General features: G+C 63.4%; 14 protein-coding genes. 10 read left to right on the top strand and 4 right to left on the bottom strand.

The genetic code is table 11. The features are described 5' to 3' along the window. Positions 1–71 precede the first annotated feature (71 nt). From VR863_RS10395 to VR863_RS10380, 4 genes are all read left to right on the top strand, one after another. Positions 72–1,619, top strand: coding sequence for a flavin-containing monooxygenase (locus VR863_RS10395; RefSeq protein ID WP_324828398.1), 1,548 nt, complete (start codon positions 72–74; stop codon positions 1,617–1,619). A 25-nt stretch (positions 1,620–1,644) separates the two neighbouring features. Continuing rightward, positions 1,645–2,046: a hypothetical protein gene (locus VR863_RS10390; protein WP_324828397.1), complete on the top strand. Its 402-nt coding sequence runs from the start codon at positions 1,645–1,647 to the stop codon at positions 2,044–2,046. A gap of 87 nt (positions 2,047–2,133) precedes the next feature. After that, positions 2,134–3,303 (top strand): glycosyltransferase family 87 protein, encoded by a 1,170-nt coding sequence (locus tag VR863_RS10385; protein ID WP_324828396.1) that lies wholly within the window; start codon positions 2,134–2,136, stop codon positions 3,301–3,303. Between the two features lie 56 nt (positions 3,304–3,359). Next, complete coding sequence (locus tag VR863_RS10380) at positions 3,360–3,509, top strand: hypothetical protein (RefSeq protein ID WP_324828395.1); 150 nt, start codon at positions 3,360–3,362, stop codon at positions 3,507–3,509. 83 nt (positions 3,510–3,592) lie between these two features. Here VR863_RS10380 and VR863_RS10375 read toward each other — a convergent pair whose 3' ends face one another. After that, positions 3,593–5,116 (bottom strand): alanine/glycine:cation symporter family protein, encoded by a 1,524-nt coding sequence (locus VR863_RS10375; protein ID WP_324828394.1) that lies wholly within the window; start codon positions 5,114–5,116, stop codon positions 3,593–3,595. A 253-nt stretch (positions 5,117–5,369) separates the two neighbouring features. Here VR863_RS10375 and secE point away from each other — a divergent pair, with 253 nt between their 5' ends. From secE to rplA, 6 genes are all read left to right on the top strand, one after another. After that, positions 5,370–5,573, top strand: coding sequence for a preprotein translocase subunit SecE (gene secE, locus VR863_RS10370; RefSeq protein WP_324828393.1), 204 nt, complete (start codon positions 5,370–5,372; stop codon positions 5,571–5,573). A gap of 28 nt (positions 5,574–5,601) precedes the next feature. Next, entirely contained in the window at positions 5,602–6,138 is a 537-nt protein-coding gene (gene nusG, locus VR863_RS10365; protein WP_324828392.1) for a transcription termination/antitermination protein NusG, read from the top strand. Between the two features lie 12 nt (positions 6,139–6,150). Continuing rightward, positions 6,151–7,950 carry a copper resistance system multicopper oxidase gene (locus VR863_RS10360; protein ID WP_324828391.1) on the top strand — a complete coding sequence of 600 codons (1,800 nt, stop codon included), beginning with the start codon at positions 6,151–6,153 and terminating at the stop codon, positions 7,948–7,950. Then, positions 7,947–8,924: a copper resistance protein B gene (locus tag VR863_RS10355; RefSeq protein WP_324828390.1), complete on the top strand. Its 978-nt coding sequence runs from the start codon at positions 7,947–7,949 to the stop codon at positions 8,922–8,924. The genes VR863_RS10360 and VR863_RS10355 overlap by 4 nt, the downstream gene beginning before the upstream one ends. 174 nt (positions 8,925–9,098) lie before the next feature. Next, a complete protein-coding gene (rplK, locus tag VR863_RS10350) occupies positions 9,099–9,530 on the top strand; it encodes a 50S ribosomal protein L11 (protein ID WP_324828389.1) in 432 nt (143 codons plus the stop codon). 4 nt (positions 9,531–9,534) lie between these two features. Further along, positions 9,535–10,227: a 50S ribosomal protein L1 gene (rplA, locus tag VR863_RS10345; protein ID WP_324828388.1), complete on the top strand. Its 693-nt coding sequence runs from the start codon at positions 9,535–9,537 to the stop codon at positions 10,225–10,227. Between the two features lie 81 nt (positions 10,228–10,308). Here the strand turns inward: rplA and VR863_RS10340 are convergent, their stop codons facing one another. From VR863_RS10340 to VR863_RS10330, 3 genes are read right to left on the bottom strand one after another with little or no spacing between them, the layout of a single operon-like run. Beyond that, positions 10,309–13,182, bottom strand: coding sequence for a DUF2339 domain-containing protein (locus tag VR863_RS10340; RefSeq protein ID WP_324828387.1), 2,874 nt, complete (start codon positions 13,180–13,182; stop codon positions 10,309–10,311). 56 nt (positions 13,183–13,238) lie between these two features. Continuing rightward, positions 13,239–13,997 (bottom strand): competence/damage-inducible protein A, encoded by a 759-nt coding sequence (locus VR863_RS10335; RefSeq protein ID WP_324828385.1) that lies wholly within the window; start codon positions 13,995–13,997, stop codon positions 13,239–13,241. 33 nt (positions 13,998–14,030) lie between these two features. Next, positions 14,031–15,533 carry a flavin-containing monooxygenase gene (locus tag VR863_RS10330; protein ID WP_324828384.1) on the bottom strand — a complete coding sequence of 501 codons (1,503 nt, stop codon included), beginning with the start codon at positions 15,531–15,533 and terminating at the stop codon, positions 14,031–14,033. Between the last annotated feature and the right edge of the window lie 11 nt (positions 15,534–15,544).

Here is a 15,544-nt window from a genome sequence, read left to right as displayed (position 1 = left end):
ATCAGGATCAATGATCCGTCCCGTGCGAAGGTGCACCCATACCCGGGAAGCACCACGTCCGGGAGAGAGCCATGAATGATCAGTCCAGTGGGGCGCCGACGGCGCATTACGATGTCCTTATCGTCGGGGCAGGGATATCGGGCATCGGCTCCGCCTATCACCTTCAGGAACAATGCCCTTGGGCAAGTTACGCCGTGCTGGAGATGAAGGACACTTTCGGCGGCACGTGGGAAACGCACAAGTATCCCGGCGTCCGGTCCGACTCGGACCTCTATACCTTCGGCTACCGGTTCAAACCCTGGATCGGCGCGCCGATCGCATCGGCCGAAGAAATCCTGAAATACATGGGCGACGTGATCGAAGAGAACGCGATCGATGACCATATTCTCTACGGGCATCGCATCACCGGCTGCGCCTATTCGCGCGATGAAGATCTCTGGTCGGTCACCGCAACGCGGCTGAGCGATGACGAAACGCTGCATTTCACCTGCAACTTCCTGTGGATGTGCCAGGGCTATTACGATCATGAAAATCCCTACCTTCCGCCGGAATGGGAAGAGAAGGGGCTGGGCGATTACGCCGGCGACTTCATGCACGCGCAGATGTGGGATTCCGACTACGACTATACCGGCAAGCGCGTGCTGGTGATCGGTTCGGGTGCCACTGCCGCGACGGTGGTCCCGGCCTTTGCCGAAAAGGCGGCGCATGTAACCATGCTCCAGCGCTCACCCACCTATTTTTTCTGCAACGAAAACAAGAACGAACTGGCCGATCGGCTACGAGAGATCGGCGTGGACGAACCGACCGTTCACCGGGTCGTTCGCCAGCAGGTGATGTTCGACCAGGATGCGTTTACCAAGCGGTGCCTGGAAGAACCGGACACGGTTTTTGAAGAGCTGAAGGAAGCGGTGCGGGCCTTCACGGGCAAGCAGGATTTCGAATTCGAACCGCATTTCACTCCGAAATACCGCGTCTGGCAGCAACGGCTCGCCTTCTGTCCCGAAGGGGACGTGTTCAAGGCTGCCGTCGAAGGCAAGCTGACGATGGTCACCGACACGATCGATCGCTTTACCGAAAAGGGCGTCCGGACCAGTTCGGGCGAGGAGATCGAGGCGGATCTGATCGTCGCCGCAACCGGGTTCAACCTGCTGATGATGGGCGGCATTCCCTTCGCGGTGGACGGCAAGTCCGTCGACTGGGCGGATACGGTCACATATCGCGGCATGATGTTTACCGGCGTGCCGAACATGGCCTGGGTGATGGGGTACTGGCGCGCGAGCTGGACCTTGCGGGTCGACATGATGGGCGATTTCGTCTGCGGAATGCTCAACCATATGCGCGATATCGGTGCCACGCGGATCGAAGTGGATTTCCGTGCCCAGGACAAGGATATGGAAATCCTGCCGTGGATCGAAGAGGACAATTTCAATCCCGGCTATCTGACGCGCGGGCTCGATTCCATGCCCCGCAGCGGAAACAAGCCGGAATGGCGCCACAATCAGGATTACTGGCGCGAGCGCGAGGAAATTCCCGCGATCGAGTTCAGCGCCGAGGAATTCGTCTACACCCGTGGCGGCAAACCGGTCGGGACCAGGCAAAAGGAGGCGGCGAGCGCCTGATACGCAGACGCCGGAGGGGGCATCGATGGTGGTTGGCCAGGATTTCGTGGGCTGGAGCGCGACACTGCTCGGCCTGTTCTGCGTGGCGGTGGCGCTGGGTGCGCTGCGCCAACCGGGCCTGTGGCGCGAGATGATCGACGAAATAGCGGGATCGCCCGCGCTGCAATTGCTCAGCGGTTTCGCCGAACTGTTCGTGGGCGCGCTGATCTATCTCGCCTGCCCGTGGGACAATGCCGACCTGCTGGCGATGGTTATGAAAGCCATCGGCGGATTGATGATGGCCGAAGCGCTGGCCGTGATGGCTTTCAGCGACATCTATTTCCAGCTCTGGCTCAAGAACCTGGCCGCGCTGAAGCGTGGCTGGCCCCTTTTCACGCTGGTGGCGGGCGCGGTTCTGGCGCTTGGTGGGTTGGTGCGCTTCGGCTGAAAATCTGCGAACGGCCCGCGATGTGCTGCTTGGCAGGGGACCGATTAACGCCCTAAGTCCCGCACCAGTCGAAAAGGGCGGGGTCTGATGGTTTCACTGTTGCGCGATGCTGACTGGCTGACACGCGAACGCGTGCGCGGCTACGCCCTGTTGCTTGCGCTGGCTTCGCTGGCGTTGCTGGCCAATTCCTATTTCAAGGCGATGCAGCCGGACGGGACCGATTTCCTCGCTTTCTGGGGTGCGGGCCATGTCACGGTAGAGGGCGATCCGGCCGCGGCGTACGATCTTGCCGTGCAGGAAGATGTCCAGACGGCGACCGGCAGCACCGGCTGGTTCGCCTTCGTCAATCCGCCGCCCTTCCTGTTCGCCGTTGCCCCCTTCGGCGCTCTCCCGTTCCCGATTGCGTGGATCGCCTGGGTTGCGGCGACATGGGGCCTGTGGGCCTGGGCAAGTGTCCGGGCATTCCCCAGGCTTTGGCCGCTGGTGATCGCGTACCCCGGGGCTTTGATATCCGCTGGGCATGCGCAGGTTGGCCTTTTGACGGGTGCGTTGCTGGTGTTCGCCGCACACGAAATCGCGCGCCGGCCTGCCGCTGCCGGGGCCGCGGTTGGCGCCCTGGTGATCAAGCCGCATCTCGCCGTGCTTGCCCCGTTCTGGTTCGCCGCATCGGGGCATTGGCGCGCGTTTTTTGCCGCGGCAGCCACGGCGGTGGCGGCAATTGGCCTGTCGTGGCTGGTTTTCGGCACGCAGACCCTGGCCGCCTACACCACCAGTTGGCGCGCGAGCGGACTGCTGATGGAAGGGATCAACGCCGACTTCTTGCTGCGGATGACGACCTTTTTCTCGCAAGTGCGGCTGGTAGCGGGCGATACTGCGGCGATAGCGGCTGCGGCTGCATCGGGCATCGTTGCGCTTGGCGCTGCCTTGGCCAGCCATCGGCGTTTTGGCGGGGATGCGCGCGGCTGCGCCGCTGCGGTGCTGGCTGCGACCGCGCTCGCTTCGCCGTATCTGTTCAATTACGATCTGCCGTTGCTGATCTTTCCAACGCTGTGGCTGGTCGAACAGGGGCTGGAGAAAGGCTTTCGCCCCTATGAAAAGCTGGCGCTCGCCGTGCTGTTCTTCGCGCCCTATGCCACCCGTGCGCTGGCGTTTCCGCTGGGCATCAATCTGATGCCGGTGGCAGCGCTCGCCCTGCTGGCGCTGGTGTGGACCCGTCCCGGATCGGGACCGCCCCTTTCAAATGCGGGAACCGCCTAGGCTCTCGGGGATTCTACTCATCGGGACGGAGGGAAAGCATTTCATGGAGGTAAGCCATGTCCAGTTTGTCCTTCCACAGCAGCCGCCCCGACAGGTGGGTGAAGCCCAAGGCCTATAGCGACAGTTCGCTGCGCTATCAGACCCATGGGAAGATCCTGCCGATGGAGGAGCCAGGTTTCCTGGCCCGACTGTTCGGCCGGCGCTAACGGTTCAGTCTGAAGGATGAAGGGGCCGGAAGTCATTGCGACTTCCGGCCCCTTCTTTTTGTCCCGTGACCGTCAACGACGGATCAGTATTCCTCGGGTTCCTCGGGCGTTTCGGCCGTGTGATCCTTGCCCGCCGTGCGATCGCCGCGGGCCAGCTTGAACACAACGCCCGACAGCAAGGCCAGCGCCAGCAGGTTCGGCAGGGCCATCGCCGCGTTGGATATGTCGCCAAGGCGCCAGACCAGTTCGCTCGGTTGGGCAGCGCCGATGAAGATCACGATGCACCACAGCACGCGCCAGGCCATGTGAAGCTTCTTCTCGCCGCTGCGGGTCGAACCCTTAAACCGGTCGTAGATGAAGGTGATCGCGCGTTCGCCGTAATACGACCACGTCAGCAGAGTGGTGAAAACGAACAGGATCAGGGCAATCGACGCGATCAGCGTGCCGATGGGCACGCTGGCGATCTCGACCGGGAATGCGGCCGCGAATGCCCCGCTGGTCATCTCGAAGCCGACGCGGTCCGATTGCCATGCGTGCAGCACCGGTTCGCCGGCCGCGGTGAAATCGCCGCGAACGGTGAGAATCACCAGCGCGGTCATGGTGCAGATCACGATCGTGTCGATGAAGGTGCCCAGCATGGCCATGCGGCCCTGCTGTTCGGGATCGTCGGTCTGGGCCACGGCGTGGGCGATCGGGGTCGAACCCTGGCCCGCTTCGTTGGAGAACAGGCCGCGCGCCACACCGGCGCGAATTGCCATGATGATCGCTGCGCCGGTGAAGCCGCCGACTGCGCTTTGCGGATTGAACGCGCCGTTGAAGATCAGCGCGAAGGTTTCCGGCAGGTCGCCGAAGTTCAGGATCAGCGCGATGACGGCCATCACGATATAGGCAGCCGCCATGAACGGCACGACCGTTTCGGCAACGTTGCCGATCGATTTGATGCCGCCGATGATGACCACGAACACCAGCGCGGCTGTGACCAGACCGCCCAGCCATTCGGGCATACCGAACAGTTCGTTCATGCCATCGGCCATCGCGTTGGCCTGGATCGAATTGCCCGTTACCAAGGCGCTGAACAGCGTGCCGAGGCAGAAAACCACCGCCAGCCAGGTCCATTTCGGGCCGAGGCCCATCATGATGTAGCTCATCGGGCCGCCACGCTTGACCCCGTCGCTGGTGGTTTCGCGGTAACGGATTGCAAGGCTGCCTTCGGCAAATGCGAGCGCCATGCCGAACAAGGCGGTGATCCACATCCAGAAGATTGCGCCGGGCCCGCCCAGCGCGATCGCGGTCGCCACACCAGCCAGATTACCCGTTCCGACCTGGCCGGAAAGCGCCGTCGAAAGCGCGGCAAAGGGAGAAATTTCGCCCGCGCCGGTGCCCTTGCGCCCTGCGAACAGCCCTTTGACCGCCGCGCCGAACTTGACGATGGGGTAGAAACGCAGGCCGACCATGAACCACAGGCCGATACCCAGCAGGATCACGGCCAGCGGCGGGATCGGGATGACGGCTTCGCCATTCCAGGTGCCGCCCCAGATAAAGTCGGAAATGTTGGTGACCGGCTGGATAAGCCGCTCGCCCAGACTGCCTGTCTGGCCTGTTGCCATTGTGGAAATTCCCCTCATGCGTCCCGAACGGGTGAAAGCCGGGACGCTAGAGGGGCGCGGCAGGCTTGAAAAGGGCCGATTCTCTCGCTCTCCCCCGCTTGCCTTTTGAATGCACAGGGCCTAAATGCCTCGCGTCTACCGACATTGGGAACGAAAAAAGCCCCTCCCGGACTTGAACCGGGGCGGCGACGAACCCTACCTGAAAGGGGCCCGATCCGGGAAGACACACGAGTTTTACGCGAGAGATACAGCGATGGCAGACGACAAGAAGACCTCCCCCGCGGAGTTCATCCGGCAGGTGCAGACCGAAGGGCGCAAGGTCGTATGGCCGACGCGCGAAGAGACTGTTCGCACCGCCATTTTCGTCTTCATCCTTACCGTGATTCTCTCGCTATTCTTCCTCGGCGTCGATTCGGCCTTCAGCGCAATCATGCGCTGGCTGCTGACCCTCGCCTGAGCTCAAATCGACAGGGTAATTCGTTCATATGGCACGCTGGTACATCATCCACGCCTATTCCGGTTTCGAGAACAAGGTCCGTGACGCGATCATTTCCGAGGCCGAGCGTCTCGGTCTTTCCGACGGCGTCGAAGCGGTAGAGGTTCCGACCGAAACCGTGACCGAAGTGAAGCGCGGCAAGAAGGTCCAGGTCGAACGCAAGTTCATGCCGGGTTACGTCCTGGCAAAGCTGAACATGACCGACGATGTCTACCACCTCGTCAAGAACACCCCGAAGGTAACCGGCTTTCTCGGCACCAACGCCAAGCCGCAGGCAATTTCCGAGAAGGAAGCTGCGCGGTATTTCGGCGGCGTGGAAGAAGCCAAGTCGGCCCCGAAGACCCAGGTTTCGGTCGATTACGAAATCGGCGACCAGGTCAAGGTGCTCGACGGGCCCTTCGCCAGCTTCAACGGGCTGGTCGAGGAACTCGATTTCGACAAGCAGAAGGTCAAGGTCTCGGTCTCGATCTTCGGTCGTGCGACGCCGGTGGAACTCGATTTCGAGCAAGTCGAACTCGTCAAGTAAACGGGCGGGGCGATGTACGATCCCCGTTTCCCCGAATTATCACGCCGCGGGCTGATCCGTTCGGCCGTCGGCCTGGGCGGTCTGGCCGCCATGCCCGCGTGGGCGCGCGGTGTTTCCCACGGCCCGGTCCGTCAGGGCTTCGACGAAGTTGCCGGTCGCAGCATCGACCTCACTGTTGGCGAAGGCCGTTTCGCGACCGGTGGACGCAGCGGACACGCCATTGCGGTCAACGGCAGCGTTCCCGGCCCGCTCATCCGCCTCAAGGAAGGCGAGCCTGTTCGCCTCAACGTCACGAACCATTTGGCGCAGGATACCTCGATCCACTGGCACGGGCTGCTGCTTCCGTTCCAGTTCGACGGGGTGCCGGGCGTCAGCTTTCCCGGCATCGCTCCGGGTCAGACATTCACTTACGATATTCCGGCGCTGCGCCAGTCGGGCACCTACTGGTGGCACAGCCATTCCGGCCTTCAGGAACAGGCTGGCCACTATGGCCCGATCATCGTCGATCCGGCAGGCGCGGACGCGGTAGAGGCAGCGCACGATTATGTGCTGTTGCTGAGCGAATTCACCCCGCTGCATCCCCATGCGGTCATGGCGAAGCTCAAGAAGGGCGAAGAATACTTCAACCGCCAGAAGACCAGCTGGACCGACGATTACCCCCTGAGCGGCGAAGATCGCCGGATGTGGGCAGGCATGCGAATGATGCCCACCGACATCGCCGATGTGACCGGGGCGACCTACACTTTCCTGGCCAACGGCCACGGGCCGCAGGACGGACTGGAATTCCTGTTCAACCGGGGCGAGCGGGTCAGGCTGCGCGTGATCAACGGCAGCGCGATGACATTCTTCAACCTGCGTATTCCCGGTGTCCGCATGACGGTTGTCGCGGCCGACGGGAAGAACGTGCGCCCGGTGGAGGTGGACGAATTTCAGATCGGCGTTGCGGAAACCTACGACATCGTGGTTGAGCCGACGGGTGAAGCGCACACGATCGTGGCGGAGGCGATGGACCGTTCGGGCATGGCGGTGGCAACGCTGGCCAGCCGTCCCGGTGCCCGCGCTGATGTGCCCGCGCTGCGCGATCCCGTGCTGCTGACCATGGCCGACATGGGGCATGGTGCGATGGAAGGCATGGACCATGGTTCGATGCAGGGCATGGATCATGGCGGGATGGATCACGCTGCGATGGATCATGCTGCGATGGGGCACGCTGCCCCCGCGGCAACCGAACCGATGGACCATGGCAGCATGGCCATGCGCGATACGTCCAAGCTGCCGCCCGATGTGAAGGTCGGCCCCGGGCTCGACATGGTGGCGGCGATGCCGGTGGACCGGATGGGCGATCCCGGCCTTGGGCTGGACGGTGTCGATCACCGCGTTCTGACATATCGCGATCTGGCCGCGCTCGAACCTAACGACGATCCGCGTTCGCCTTCGCGCCGGATGGAAATCCACCTGACGGGCAACATGGAACGATACATGTGGTCGTTCGATGGCGAGAAATTCAGCGCCGTTTCGGATCAACCGATCCGCTTTGCCTATAACGAACGCGTCAGGGTCAAGCTGGTCAACGATACGATGATGGCCCACCCCATCCATTTGCACGGCCACTTCTTCGAACTGGTCAACGGGGCCGATGCGCTGCACCAGCCGCAAAAGCATACTGTGATCGTGCAGCCCGGCGGGACCGCCACGTTCGATGTGACGGCCGACGAGCCGGGCGACTGGGCGTTCCACTGCCATTTGTTGTACCACATGCACGCTGGGATGTTTCAGGTGGTTACGGTGGCCAGCCCGGGCACTGCGAAGTGAAGTCGGCGCTCGTCCTTCTGCTGGTTTGCGCCGCCAGTCCCGCGATCGCACAGCACGCCGGGCATGGGGACCATTCCCCGGCAAACGCGCAAGCCCAAGACGCGGCGCAACCGGTCGATCCGCATGCGGGCCACGACATGTCCGGCCCCGTCGTTGTCGACCATTCGGCCATGGATCATTCCGCGCCGGCCAACCCGTTGGCGGGCCTGAAGCTCGACATTCCGCCGCCACCCGAAGCCGCGCCACCGGCCGCTGCCGGAAGCGGTCCGCCGCGCGCCGCCGATGCGATCTGGGGCGCCGATGCCATGCGCGCCAGCCGCGAGGCGCTGAAGCGCGATCATGGCGCGATGACGTTGTTCTATGCCCAGGCCGACCGGCTCGAATACCGCGCCCGCGAGGGCGGGGACGGGTATCTGTGGGACGTTCAGGGCTGGTACGGCGGCGATATCGACAAGTTCTGGTTCAAGAGCGAAGGCGAAGGCGCGTTCGGTGAAAGCCCCGAGGATGCCGAAGTCCAGGCGCTCTGGTCCCATGCCATCGGCCCGTGGTTCGACCTGCAGGGCGGCATCCGGCAGGACCTGGTCGGGCCGCAGCGCACCTATGCCGTGATCGGCGTGCAGGGGCTTGCCCCCTACCTCTTCGAAGTGGATGCCGCCGCGTTTCTTTCCGACAAGGGTGATCTGACGGCCCGCATCGAAGGCGAACTGGACGAACGGATCACGCAGAAGCTGATCCTCCAGCCGCGTGTCGAGATCGGTCTGTCGGCGCAGGACATCCCCGAACTCGGGGTCGGCGCAGGGCTAGATCATGTCGAGGCGGGCCTGCGCCTGCGGTATGAAATCGTCCCGGAATTCGCGCCGTACATCGGCGTCGACCAGGAATGGAAAATGGGCGCAAGCGCCGACTATGCCCGCGCCGCGGGTGAGGACGCATCGATGACCAGCTTCGTGGTCGGTCTTCGCTTCTGGTTCTGAAGCGCCCCGGCCGGCCAAGGTGGCTTGCTTTCTGACCGGGAATCGCTATGTGCGCGCCTTCCCAATCCAAGATCGGGATACCGCGCGGGAGGTCCGTAATTCAGGACCGCTTGACCGCTTACCATGAGCCGCAGTTCGCAAGTGCTGCAGCGAAAGTGAGAAAGGAGGCCATTCATGGCCAAGAAGATCGACGGCTATATCAAGCTGCAGGTGCCCGCTGGCACCGCCAATCCCTCTCCGCCAATCGGCCCTGCACTGGGTCAGCGCGGCGTGAACATCATGGAATTCTGCAAGGCTTTCAACGCCGCCACCGGCGACCTTGAAAAGAACATGCCGATTCCGACGATCATCACGGTCTATGCCGACCGTTCGTTCACCTTCGTCACCAAGAGCCCGCCGGCCAGCTTCCTCATCAAGAAGGCTGCCAAGCTCAAGTCGGGTTCCAAGGAACCGGGCAAGATTTCGGCCGGGACCATCAAGCGTTCGGCTCTGTCGGAAATCGCCGAGTTGAAGATGAAGGACCTGAACGCAAACGACATCGAACAGGCAACCAAGATCATCGAAGGCTCCGCGCGTTCGATGGGCCTCGACGTGGTGGAGGGCTAAGAACATGGCAAAGCAGACCAAGAACCAGAAGGTTGTCGCTCAGCTCGACGCCGAAAAGCTGTACACTGTCGACGAAGCCATCGCGACGCTGCGTGAACACAAGCGCAAGTTCGACGAAACCGTCGAAGTCGCCATGAACCTCGGCGTCGATCCGCGTCACGCGGACCAGATGGTGCGCGGCATGGTTTCGCTGCCTTCGGGCACGGGCAAGGACGTGAAGGTTGCTGTCTTCGCCCGCGGTGACAACGCCGAAAAGGCGCTGGCTGCCGGTGCCGACAAGGTCGGCGCGGAAGATCTCATGGAAGACATGCAGAACGGCAACCTCGATTATGACCGCGTGATCGCCACGCCGGACATGATGGGCGTCGTCGGCCGCCTCGGTAAGGTGCTCGGACCCAAGGGCCTGATGCCGAACCCGAAGCTGGGCACCGTGACCCCGAACGTGGAACAGGCCGTAAAGGACGCCAAGGGCGGCCAGGTCGAATTCCGCGTTGAAAAGCAGGGCATCATCCACTCCGGCATCGGCAAGCTGTCGTTCAAGGACGCGGACATCAAGGCCAACTTCAAGGCCCTGACCGACGCGATCGTGAAAGCCAAGCCGTCGGGTGCCAAGGGCAAGTATGTCCGCAAGATCACCATGACCAGCTCGATGGGCCCCGGCCTCAAGGTCGACCTCGGCGAAGTCGAAGGCGCGTAATCTGGCGCTGTCCCACGGGACGTGAAATCGAAAGGGGCCGGGGGGAAACCTCCGGCCCTTTTTCTTTGGGCGATTGCGCCGTTACTCCGGGACGGGTGGCGGTGGAGCGCGCAACTGGCGCGAATAGAGCCAGCCGATCCCGATCAGGCTGAAGCCGAGCGCCATGAAGCTGGCAATCCGCAGCAATCCTTCCAGCCCGGCGGCATCCACGATGAACACCTTGGCCACCGCGATCACCATCAGTGCCAGCGACCCCACCCGCCAGCTGCGTTCCGACCGGAAGCTCCCCAGGAACAGGAAACCTATGGCGAGCACTATACCCAGGAGCGAACGCAGCAGGTCTTCGCTCTGCGTCATCGCAGCGTCGGCGGGGATGGTCCCGCCATACGCCTGGCGCAGCAACGTCAACGCGCCGAAGCTGACCAGTGCGACCACCAGTCCGTCGAACCATGGCCGCAGCCGTCCACCCAGGACGCCGCGCAGCATGAGCGCGGCGGCGATGGCAATCGCTGAGGAAACCAGCACCAGGTTGGCGATGGGTGTCGCGCCCACAGCCTGCCGGTCCCAGAGCGGGCTGTGCAACAGTCCCGAGTAGACGAGGAAGTGGGCAAGCGCCGCGGCAATCAACGCCCGTCCTGCCAGCGGGAAGCGTGACAGCGCCGACCACCCGCCAGCCAGCAGCACACCCTGCCAGATGGTGCGTTCGGCCATGCCGTGCGCAACGAAGGCGGTTATCGTCTCGATTGCGAACACCTGCTTGAAGGCGATGTGGACGACCACGACGACCGGCAGCAGCGCCAGCCATTCCGGGCGAAGGGCAACCCCACGCAGATTGAGCGCTGGTGCGCGCAGCAGGGCAAGCGCGGCGGCCAACGGCAGGATTTGCAAAAGCGCGGTTTTCACAGGTGGCAAATCGCCCACGAACACCGGAGAGGCCAGCAGCGACTGGAACGAGGCGAAGCTCCACTGTGCCAGCGGATCAAGCGCCCACAGCGCAGCAATCGCGAGGGGGGCCACGCGTGCCGGAGCACGCGATGGAAGAGCCAGGCTGGCCGCCAGCGCGAGACTTGCGGCTGCCCAGGCAAGGCTATCACCAGGAAGTACCTGCGCCAGTGCTGCGTATGCCAGCAGCGCAGCCATGCTTTCGGCCGTTCGGCGCAGGGGGCCGGATTGTTCGCGCAGCGCGAGCGCGGCGAACACCGCCAGCGGCGCGGCCCAGCGAAGCAGGCTCAGGACGCTGGAGGTTTCCTGACCTTGCCCCGACAGGCGCCGCATTTCGTCCAGGAACGTCCCGGCCCACGGCAATGCGCCTGCGCAGACCACCGCGCCGAACCACAGGACCCAGTTCAGCTCGCGTTCGTGCCGGTCCCTCACGACAGTGAAGGTGCCGGCAAAGACGGCTGCGGCAGCCAGCGGCGCGCTCCATGCGGGCGTCGCCATAAGGGTTGCCGCAAAGAGAAGGGCAGAACCGGCACCCACCATGACCGCGACATGCCGCGGCGCGGCGGTGGCCCACGCCCGCCAGGCACCCAGGGCGGGGATTGCCGCCAGCAAGGCCGTTGCAATGGCCAGGGTCCATTCGCCACCATCGGAGCCGAAGCTGCCGAAGGTTCCGTAAACTACCGCTGCAAGGGCACAAGAAACCAGCCCGACCTGCCACACATCGACATCGCGATGCTGCGCTTGCCAGACGTGAACCAGCGGAAAGGCGGCGAACACCCCGGCAAGGCCGATCGCGATCGGCGCAAACGCCTGGCCGGACGGCGCATCCCACAGCGCAAGCAGAAACACCGCCACCGTGGCGGCCACCGCGTTCGCTTCGCGCAAGAGAGGCCGCTGCCAGCCAAAGAACGCCAGAGTTGCCCCAAGCAGCAGGTATAGGCCCCAGGCAAGCGGCGGATATCCCGCCTGGTCGACCAGCAGCGCAAGCTGGACGCTGGCGACGAAGGCCGAACCCAGCCGGACCGGGCGATCAAACCGATGCGCCCCGATGAGCGCCGGGATCACCGCGCCAAGAACCACGAAATAGAGGCCGAGGGCGAGTATTTCCGCCACTCCGGGATCTCCGGCAAGCAGCAACATCGCACCCCACCCAAGGCCGCCGAGAAGCGCTGCGACGCCCATCCAGGGGCGTTGCTGACGCTCGCCCGAGACGGCCAGCCCGGCGGTCACGAGGCCGAGGTACAGCGCGAGCAGGGGCAGATTGGCATCCTCTCCCCCGACGAGCGCGGGTGCGGCGAATCCGCCGACAAGGCCGAGCACCGCGCTGGGCAGGCCAAACCGGAAGGACAGCGCAATGGCCGCCGCCGTCACCGCGGCAAGGCCGATAAACGCAACCGTCTGGCCGACCAGCCCGTACTGTGTGCCCGCGAGGTAGAACCCGGCATACAGCGTGGCGAGACCGGCCCCGGCCAGCGCCTGCGCCACACGCGGATCGGCCACGCGCTCGCGATATCGATAGGCGGCTTCTGCCCCGGCGATCAGGCCGCCGCCGAAGAAGAACGCCATGATGACGCGCAAAAGCGGCGTGATCAGTCCGCGTTCAATGGAATAACGCACCAGGAACACACCCGCCACCGCGAGCGTGACCCCGCCCGCCCAGATCGGCAGGCGACGCCCGAACACATCCTCGAGATCGACATTGAAGCGTTCGCGCAAGGGCCGGGGTGCCGGTGCCGGTTCCTTCGGCGGGCTGATATCGGCAGGGGCGATTGCGGCAGGTTCTGCATCGTGCCTTGCCGCCACGCTCGGCACAGAAACGGAAGCGCGGGCCGGCTCGTTGCCGTCTTCGTATTCGTCGGACAGGGCGGTGGCGGGCGGCTGTGCCTTTATCGGGGTTGGAGTCCGGCCCGCGCGGTCATCCAGCGCATCGTCGAGGCGCCGCTCAAGCGCGGAAAGTCGTTTCCACAACGAAGCGACGATGCCGCACAGCGCAAAAATGAACAGCCATTCCATCGCCTTACCCCCTCGGCCGTGCGGTTATGGTTGCAAGGAGGGTGATGCCATTTCCGTCAGATTCCGCCGGGGGTAAAATCGAACCCCGCCGCGGCCAGCCCGTCGCACAGGCTGTCCATGCAGCTTTTCAATTCGCCCGCGTCGGTCGAACGGACGACGAAATTTGCGCCGACCCTGCCTTCGCGGAAGAACGGATAGCTGCCGATCTGGCACCCTTCGTGCGCCTTTTCCACCTGCCGCAACATGTCCGCGACTTCGCTTTCGGGAGTCCAGCAGCCCACGGTTTCGGCAATCAACGGGGCGCCGCCTTCGAGCGTCCCGGTCAGCGCATCGAGCATGCCCGCGGTGATGTGGGGAACGCCCGCCATCAGGTGGACATTGCCAAGCTTGATACCCGGAGCACCCGACATGCGATTGGGGATGAGTTCGGCGCCTTCGGGCACCCGCGCCATCCGCAACCGTGCTTCGGTCAACCCGCCGGGCTTGTCGGCATAATACCCCTCGAGGATCGCGCGGGCCTTGGGGTGGATCACGACCGGCACGCCCAGCGCCTCGGCCACGGCGTCCACCGTGATATCGTCGTGCGTGGGTCCGATGCCGCCAGTGGTGAACAGGTAATCGTACCCTTCGCGCAAGGCGTTCACGGCTTCGACGATCCGCGCGATCACATCGGGCACCACCCGGACTTCCGAAAGGCGGATGCCCTGCACCTGCAACCAGCTGGCGACTTGCGCGATGTTCTTGTCATGCGTGCGACCGGAGAGGATTTCATCCCCGATCACGACGAGCCCTGCGGTGTAGATGCGTTCGGTCATGCCCCTGCAGTTAGAGCGGCTGATTATGAAAAGCTACTCTGCTGCTTCGAGTTGCTCGTCGCTCGATCGGGCGTTGGTGCCGTGGCGGTGCAGGTCGAGAATGCCGTCCTCCACCGGATCGGTCCGCATGCGCTTGCGATCGGTAACGTATTCCTGGTTGAGGCGCCACGGATAGGCAACGGCGTTCTTGGGCATGATTGCCTTGCCGCGCTGGATGTAACCGCTGGAAAAATCGAAGATATCGTCTTCTTCCAAGCCGTGGTTTTCCGGAAGGATGGGGGTCGCGACGTCGGCGCCCTTTTCCTTCTGGTGCTGGAGGACGCGGCAGACATAATCGGAGTTGATATCCGCGCGCAGGGTCCAGCTGGCGTTGAGATATCCGAACACCGCCGCAAGGTTCGGAATGTTCGAATACATGCAGCCCTTGTAGTAGAAATGCTGCGACAGATCGATCGGTTCGCCTTCTTTCGAAAGCGCGATCTTGCCGGCAATCGCCAGCTTGAGGCCCGTGGCCGTGACCACGATATCGGCGGGCAGGAACGTGTCGTCCACAAGGCGCACGCCGCCCTTCTCGAACGCCTTGATTTGGCCGGTCACCACGTCCGCCTTGCCGCTTTTCATCGCTTCGAACAGATCGTCGTCCGGCACCAGGCACAGGCGCTGGTCCCACGGATTGTAGGGCGGGGTGAAGGGCTTCAGATCGAAATCCTCGCCCATGATCTTGCGAATCTTCTTGTGCAGGAATTCGCCAACCTTTTCGGGCTTGGTCCGCGCCCTCTTGAAGCTGATGTCCTGCATCGTGATGTTCTTCCACCGGGTGATCCGGTAGGCGACTTCCTCGGGCAGGATCTTGCGGATGAAATTGGCGAAGCCGTCCTTGGCCGGGCGGCTGAACATCCAGGTGGGCGTGCGCTGCAACATGGTGACCTTGGCCGCCTTGGCGGCCATCGACGGCACGATCGTTACCGCGGTTGCGCCCGATCCGATCACCACCACGTTCTTGCCCGAATAATCGAGATCCCTGGGCCAGAACTGGGGATGGATAACCTGGCCTTCGAATTCGCCGAGATCGAAGCCAGGGTCATACGCTTCGTCGTAATCGTAATAGCCGGAGCCAAGGTACAGCCAGTTGGCGGTGAGGTGCTTCTTCTCGCCTTCGCTCGTCTCCAGCGTGACATGCCAGCGCGCATCGGCGCCGCGCCAGTCAGCGGCCAGAACCTTGTGCCCGAAGCGGATGTGGCGGCGAATGTCGCGTTCGTCGACGATCCGTTCGAGATAGTCGAGGATCGCCGGACCGTCCGCGATCGACTTTTCGTGCTTCCACGGTTCGAAATCAAACCCGAGCGTGTGCATATCGCTGTCCGACCGGATGCCGGGATAGCGGAACAGGTCCCACGTCCCGCCCAGGTTCTCGCGCCGTTCGACGATAGCGTAACTGTGCGAGGGTGCTTTTTCGCGCATATGCGCCGCCATTCCGATGCCGGAAATTCCCGCGCCTACGATCAGCACGTCGAAGTCGGTTGCCGAGTCTGCCATTCCTGTCTCTC

The sequence above is a fragment of the Qipengyuania zhejiangensis genome, from assembly GCF_035607565.1.
Taxonomy (GTDB): Bacteria; Pseudomonadota; Alphaproteobacteria; order Sphingomonadales; family Sphingomonadaceae; genus Qipengyuania; species Qipengyuania zhejiangensis.
This window is presented reverse-complemented; position numbering and strand designations above follow the sequence as displayed.

What these genes read in the sequence shown, in the direction of transcription:
- VR863_RS10395 (WP_324828398.1), top strand. Translation starts at nt 72, where the DNA reads ATGAATGATCAGTCCAGTGGGGCGCCGACGGCGCATTACGATGTCCTT.
- VR863_RS10390 (WP_324828397.1), top strand. Translation starts at nt 1,645, where the DNA reads ATGGTGGTTGGCCAGGATTTCGTGGGCTGGAGCGCGACACTGCTCGGC.
- VR863_RS10385 (WP_324828396.1), top strand. Translation starts at nt 2,134, where the DNA reads ATGGTTTCACTGTTGCGCGATGCTGACTGGCTGACACGCGAACGCGTG.
- VR863_RS10380 (WP_324828395.1), top strand. Translation starts at nt 3,360, where the DNA reads ATGTCCAGTTTGTCCTTCCACAGCAGCCGCCCCGACAGGTGGGTGAAG.
- VR863_RS10375 (WP_324828394.1), bottom strand. Translation starts at nt 5,116, where the DNA reads ATGGCAACAGGCCAGACAGGCAGTCTGGGCGAGCGGCTTATCCAGCCG.
- secE (WP_324828393.1), top strand. Translation starts at nt 5,370, where the DNA reads ATGGCAGACGACAAGAAGACCTCCCCCGCGGAGTTCATCCGGCAGGTG.
- nusG (WP_324828392.1), top strand. Translation starts at nt 5,602, where the DNA reads ATGGCACGCTGGTACATCATCCACGCCTATTCCGGTTTCGAGAACAAG.
- VR863_RS10360 (WP_324828391.1), top strand. Translation starts at nt 6,151, where the DNA reads ATGTACGATCCCCGTTTCCCCGAATTATCACGCCGCGGGCTGATCCGT.
- rplK (WP_324828389.1), top strand. Translation starts at nt 9,099, where the DNA reads ATGGCCAAGAAGATCGACGGCTATATCAAGCTGCAGGTGCCCGCTGGC.
- rplA (WP_324828388.1), top strand. Translation starts at nt 9,535, where the DNA reads ATGGCAAAGCAGACCAAGAACCAGAAGGTTGTCGCTCAGCTCGACGCC.
- VR863_RS10340 (WP_324828387.1), bottom strand. Translation starts at nt 13,182, where the DNA reads ATGGAATGGCTGTTCATTTTTGCGCTGTGCGGCATCGTCGCTTCGTTG.
- VR863_RS10335 (WP_324828385.1), bottom strand. Translation starts at nt 13,997, where the DNA reads ATGACCGAACGCATCTACACCGCAGGGCTCGTCGTGATCGGGGATGAA.
- VR863_RS10330 (WP_324828384.1), bottom strand. Translation starts at nt 15,533, where the DNA reads ATGGCAGACTCGGCAACCGACTTCGACGTGCTGATCGTAGGCGCGGGA.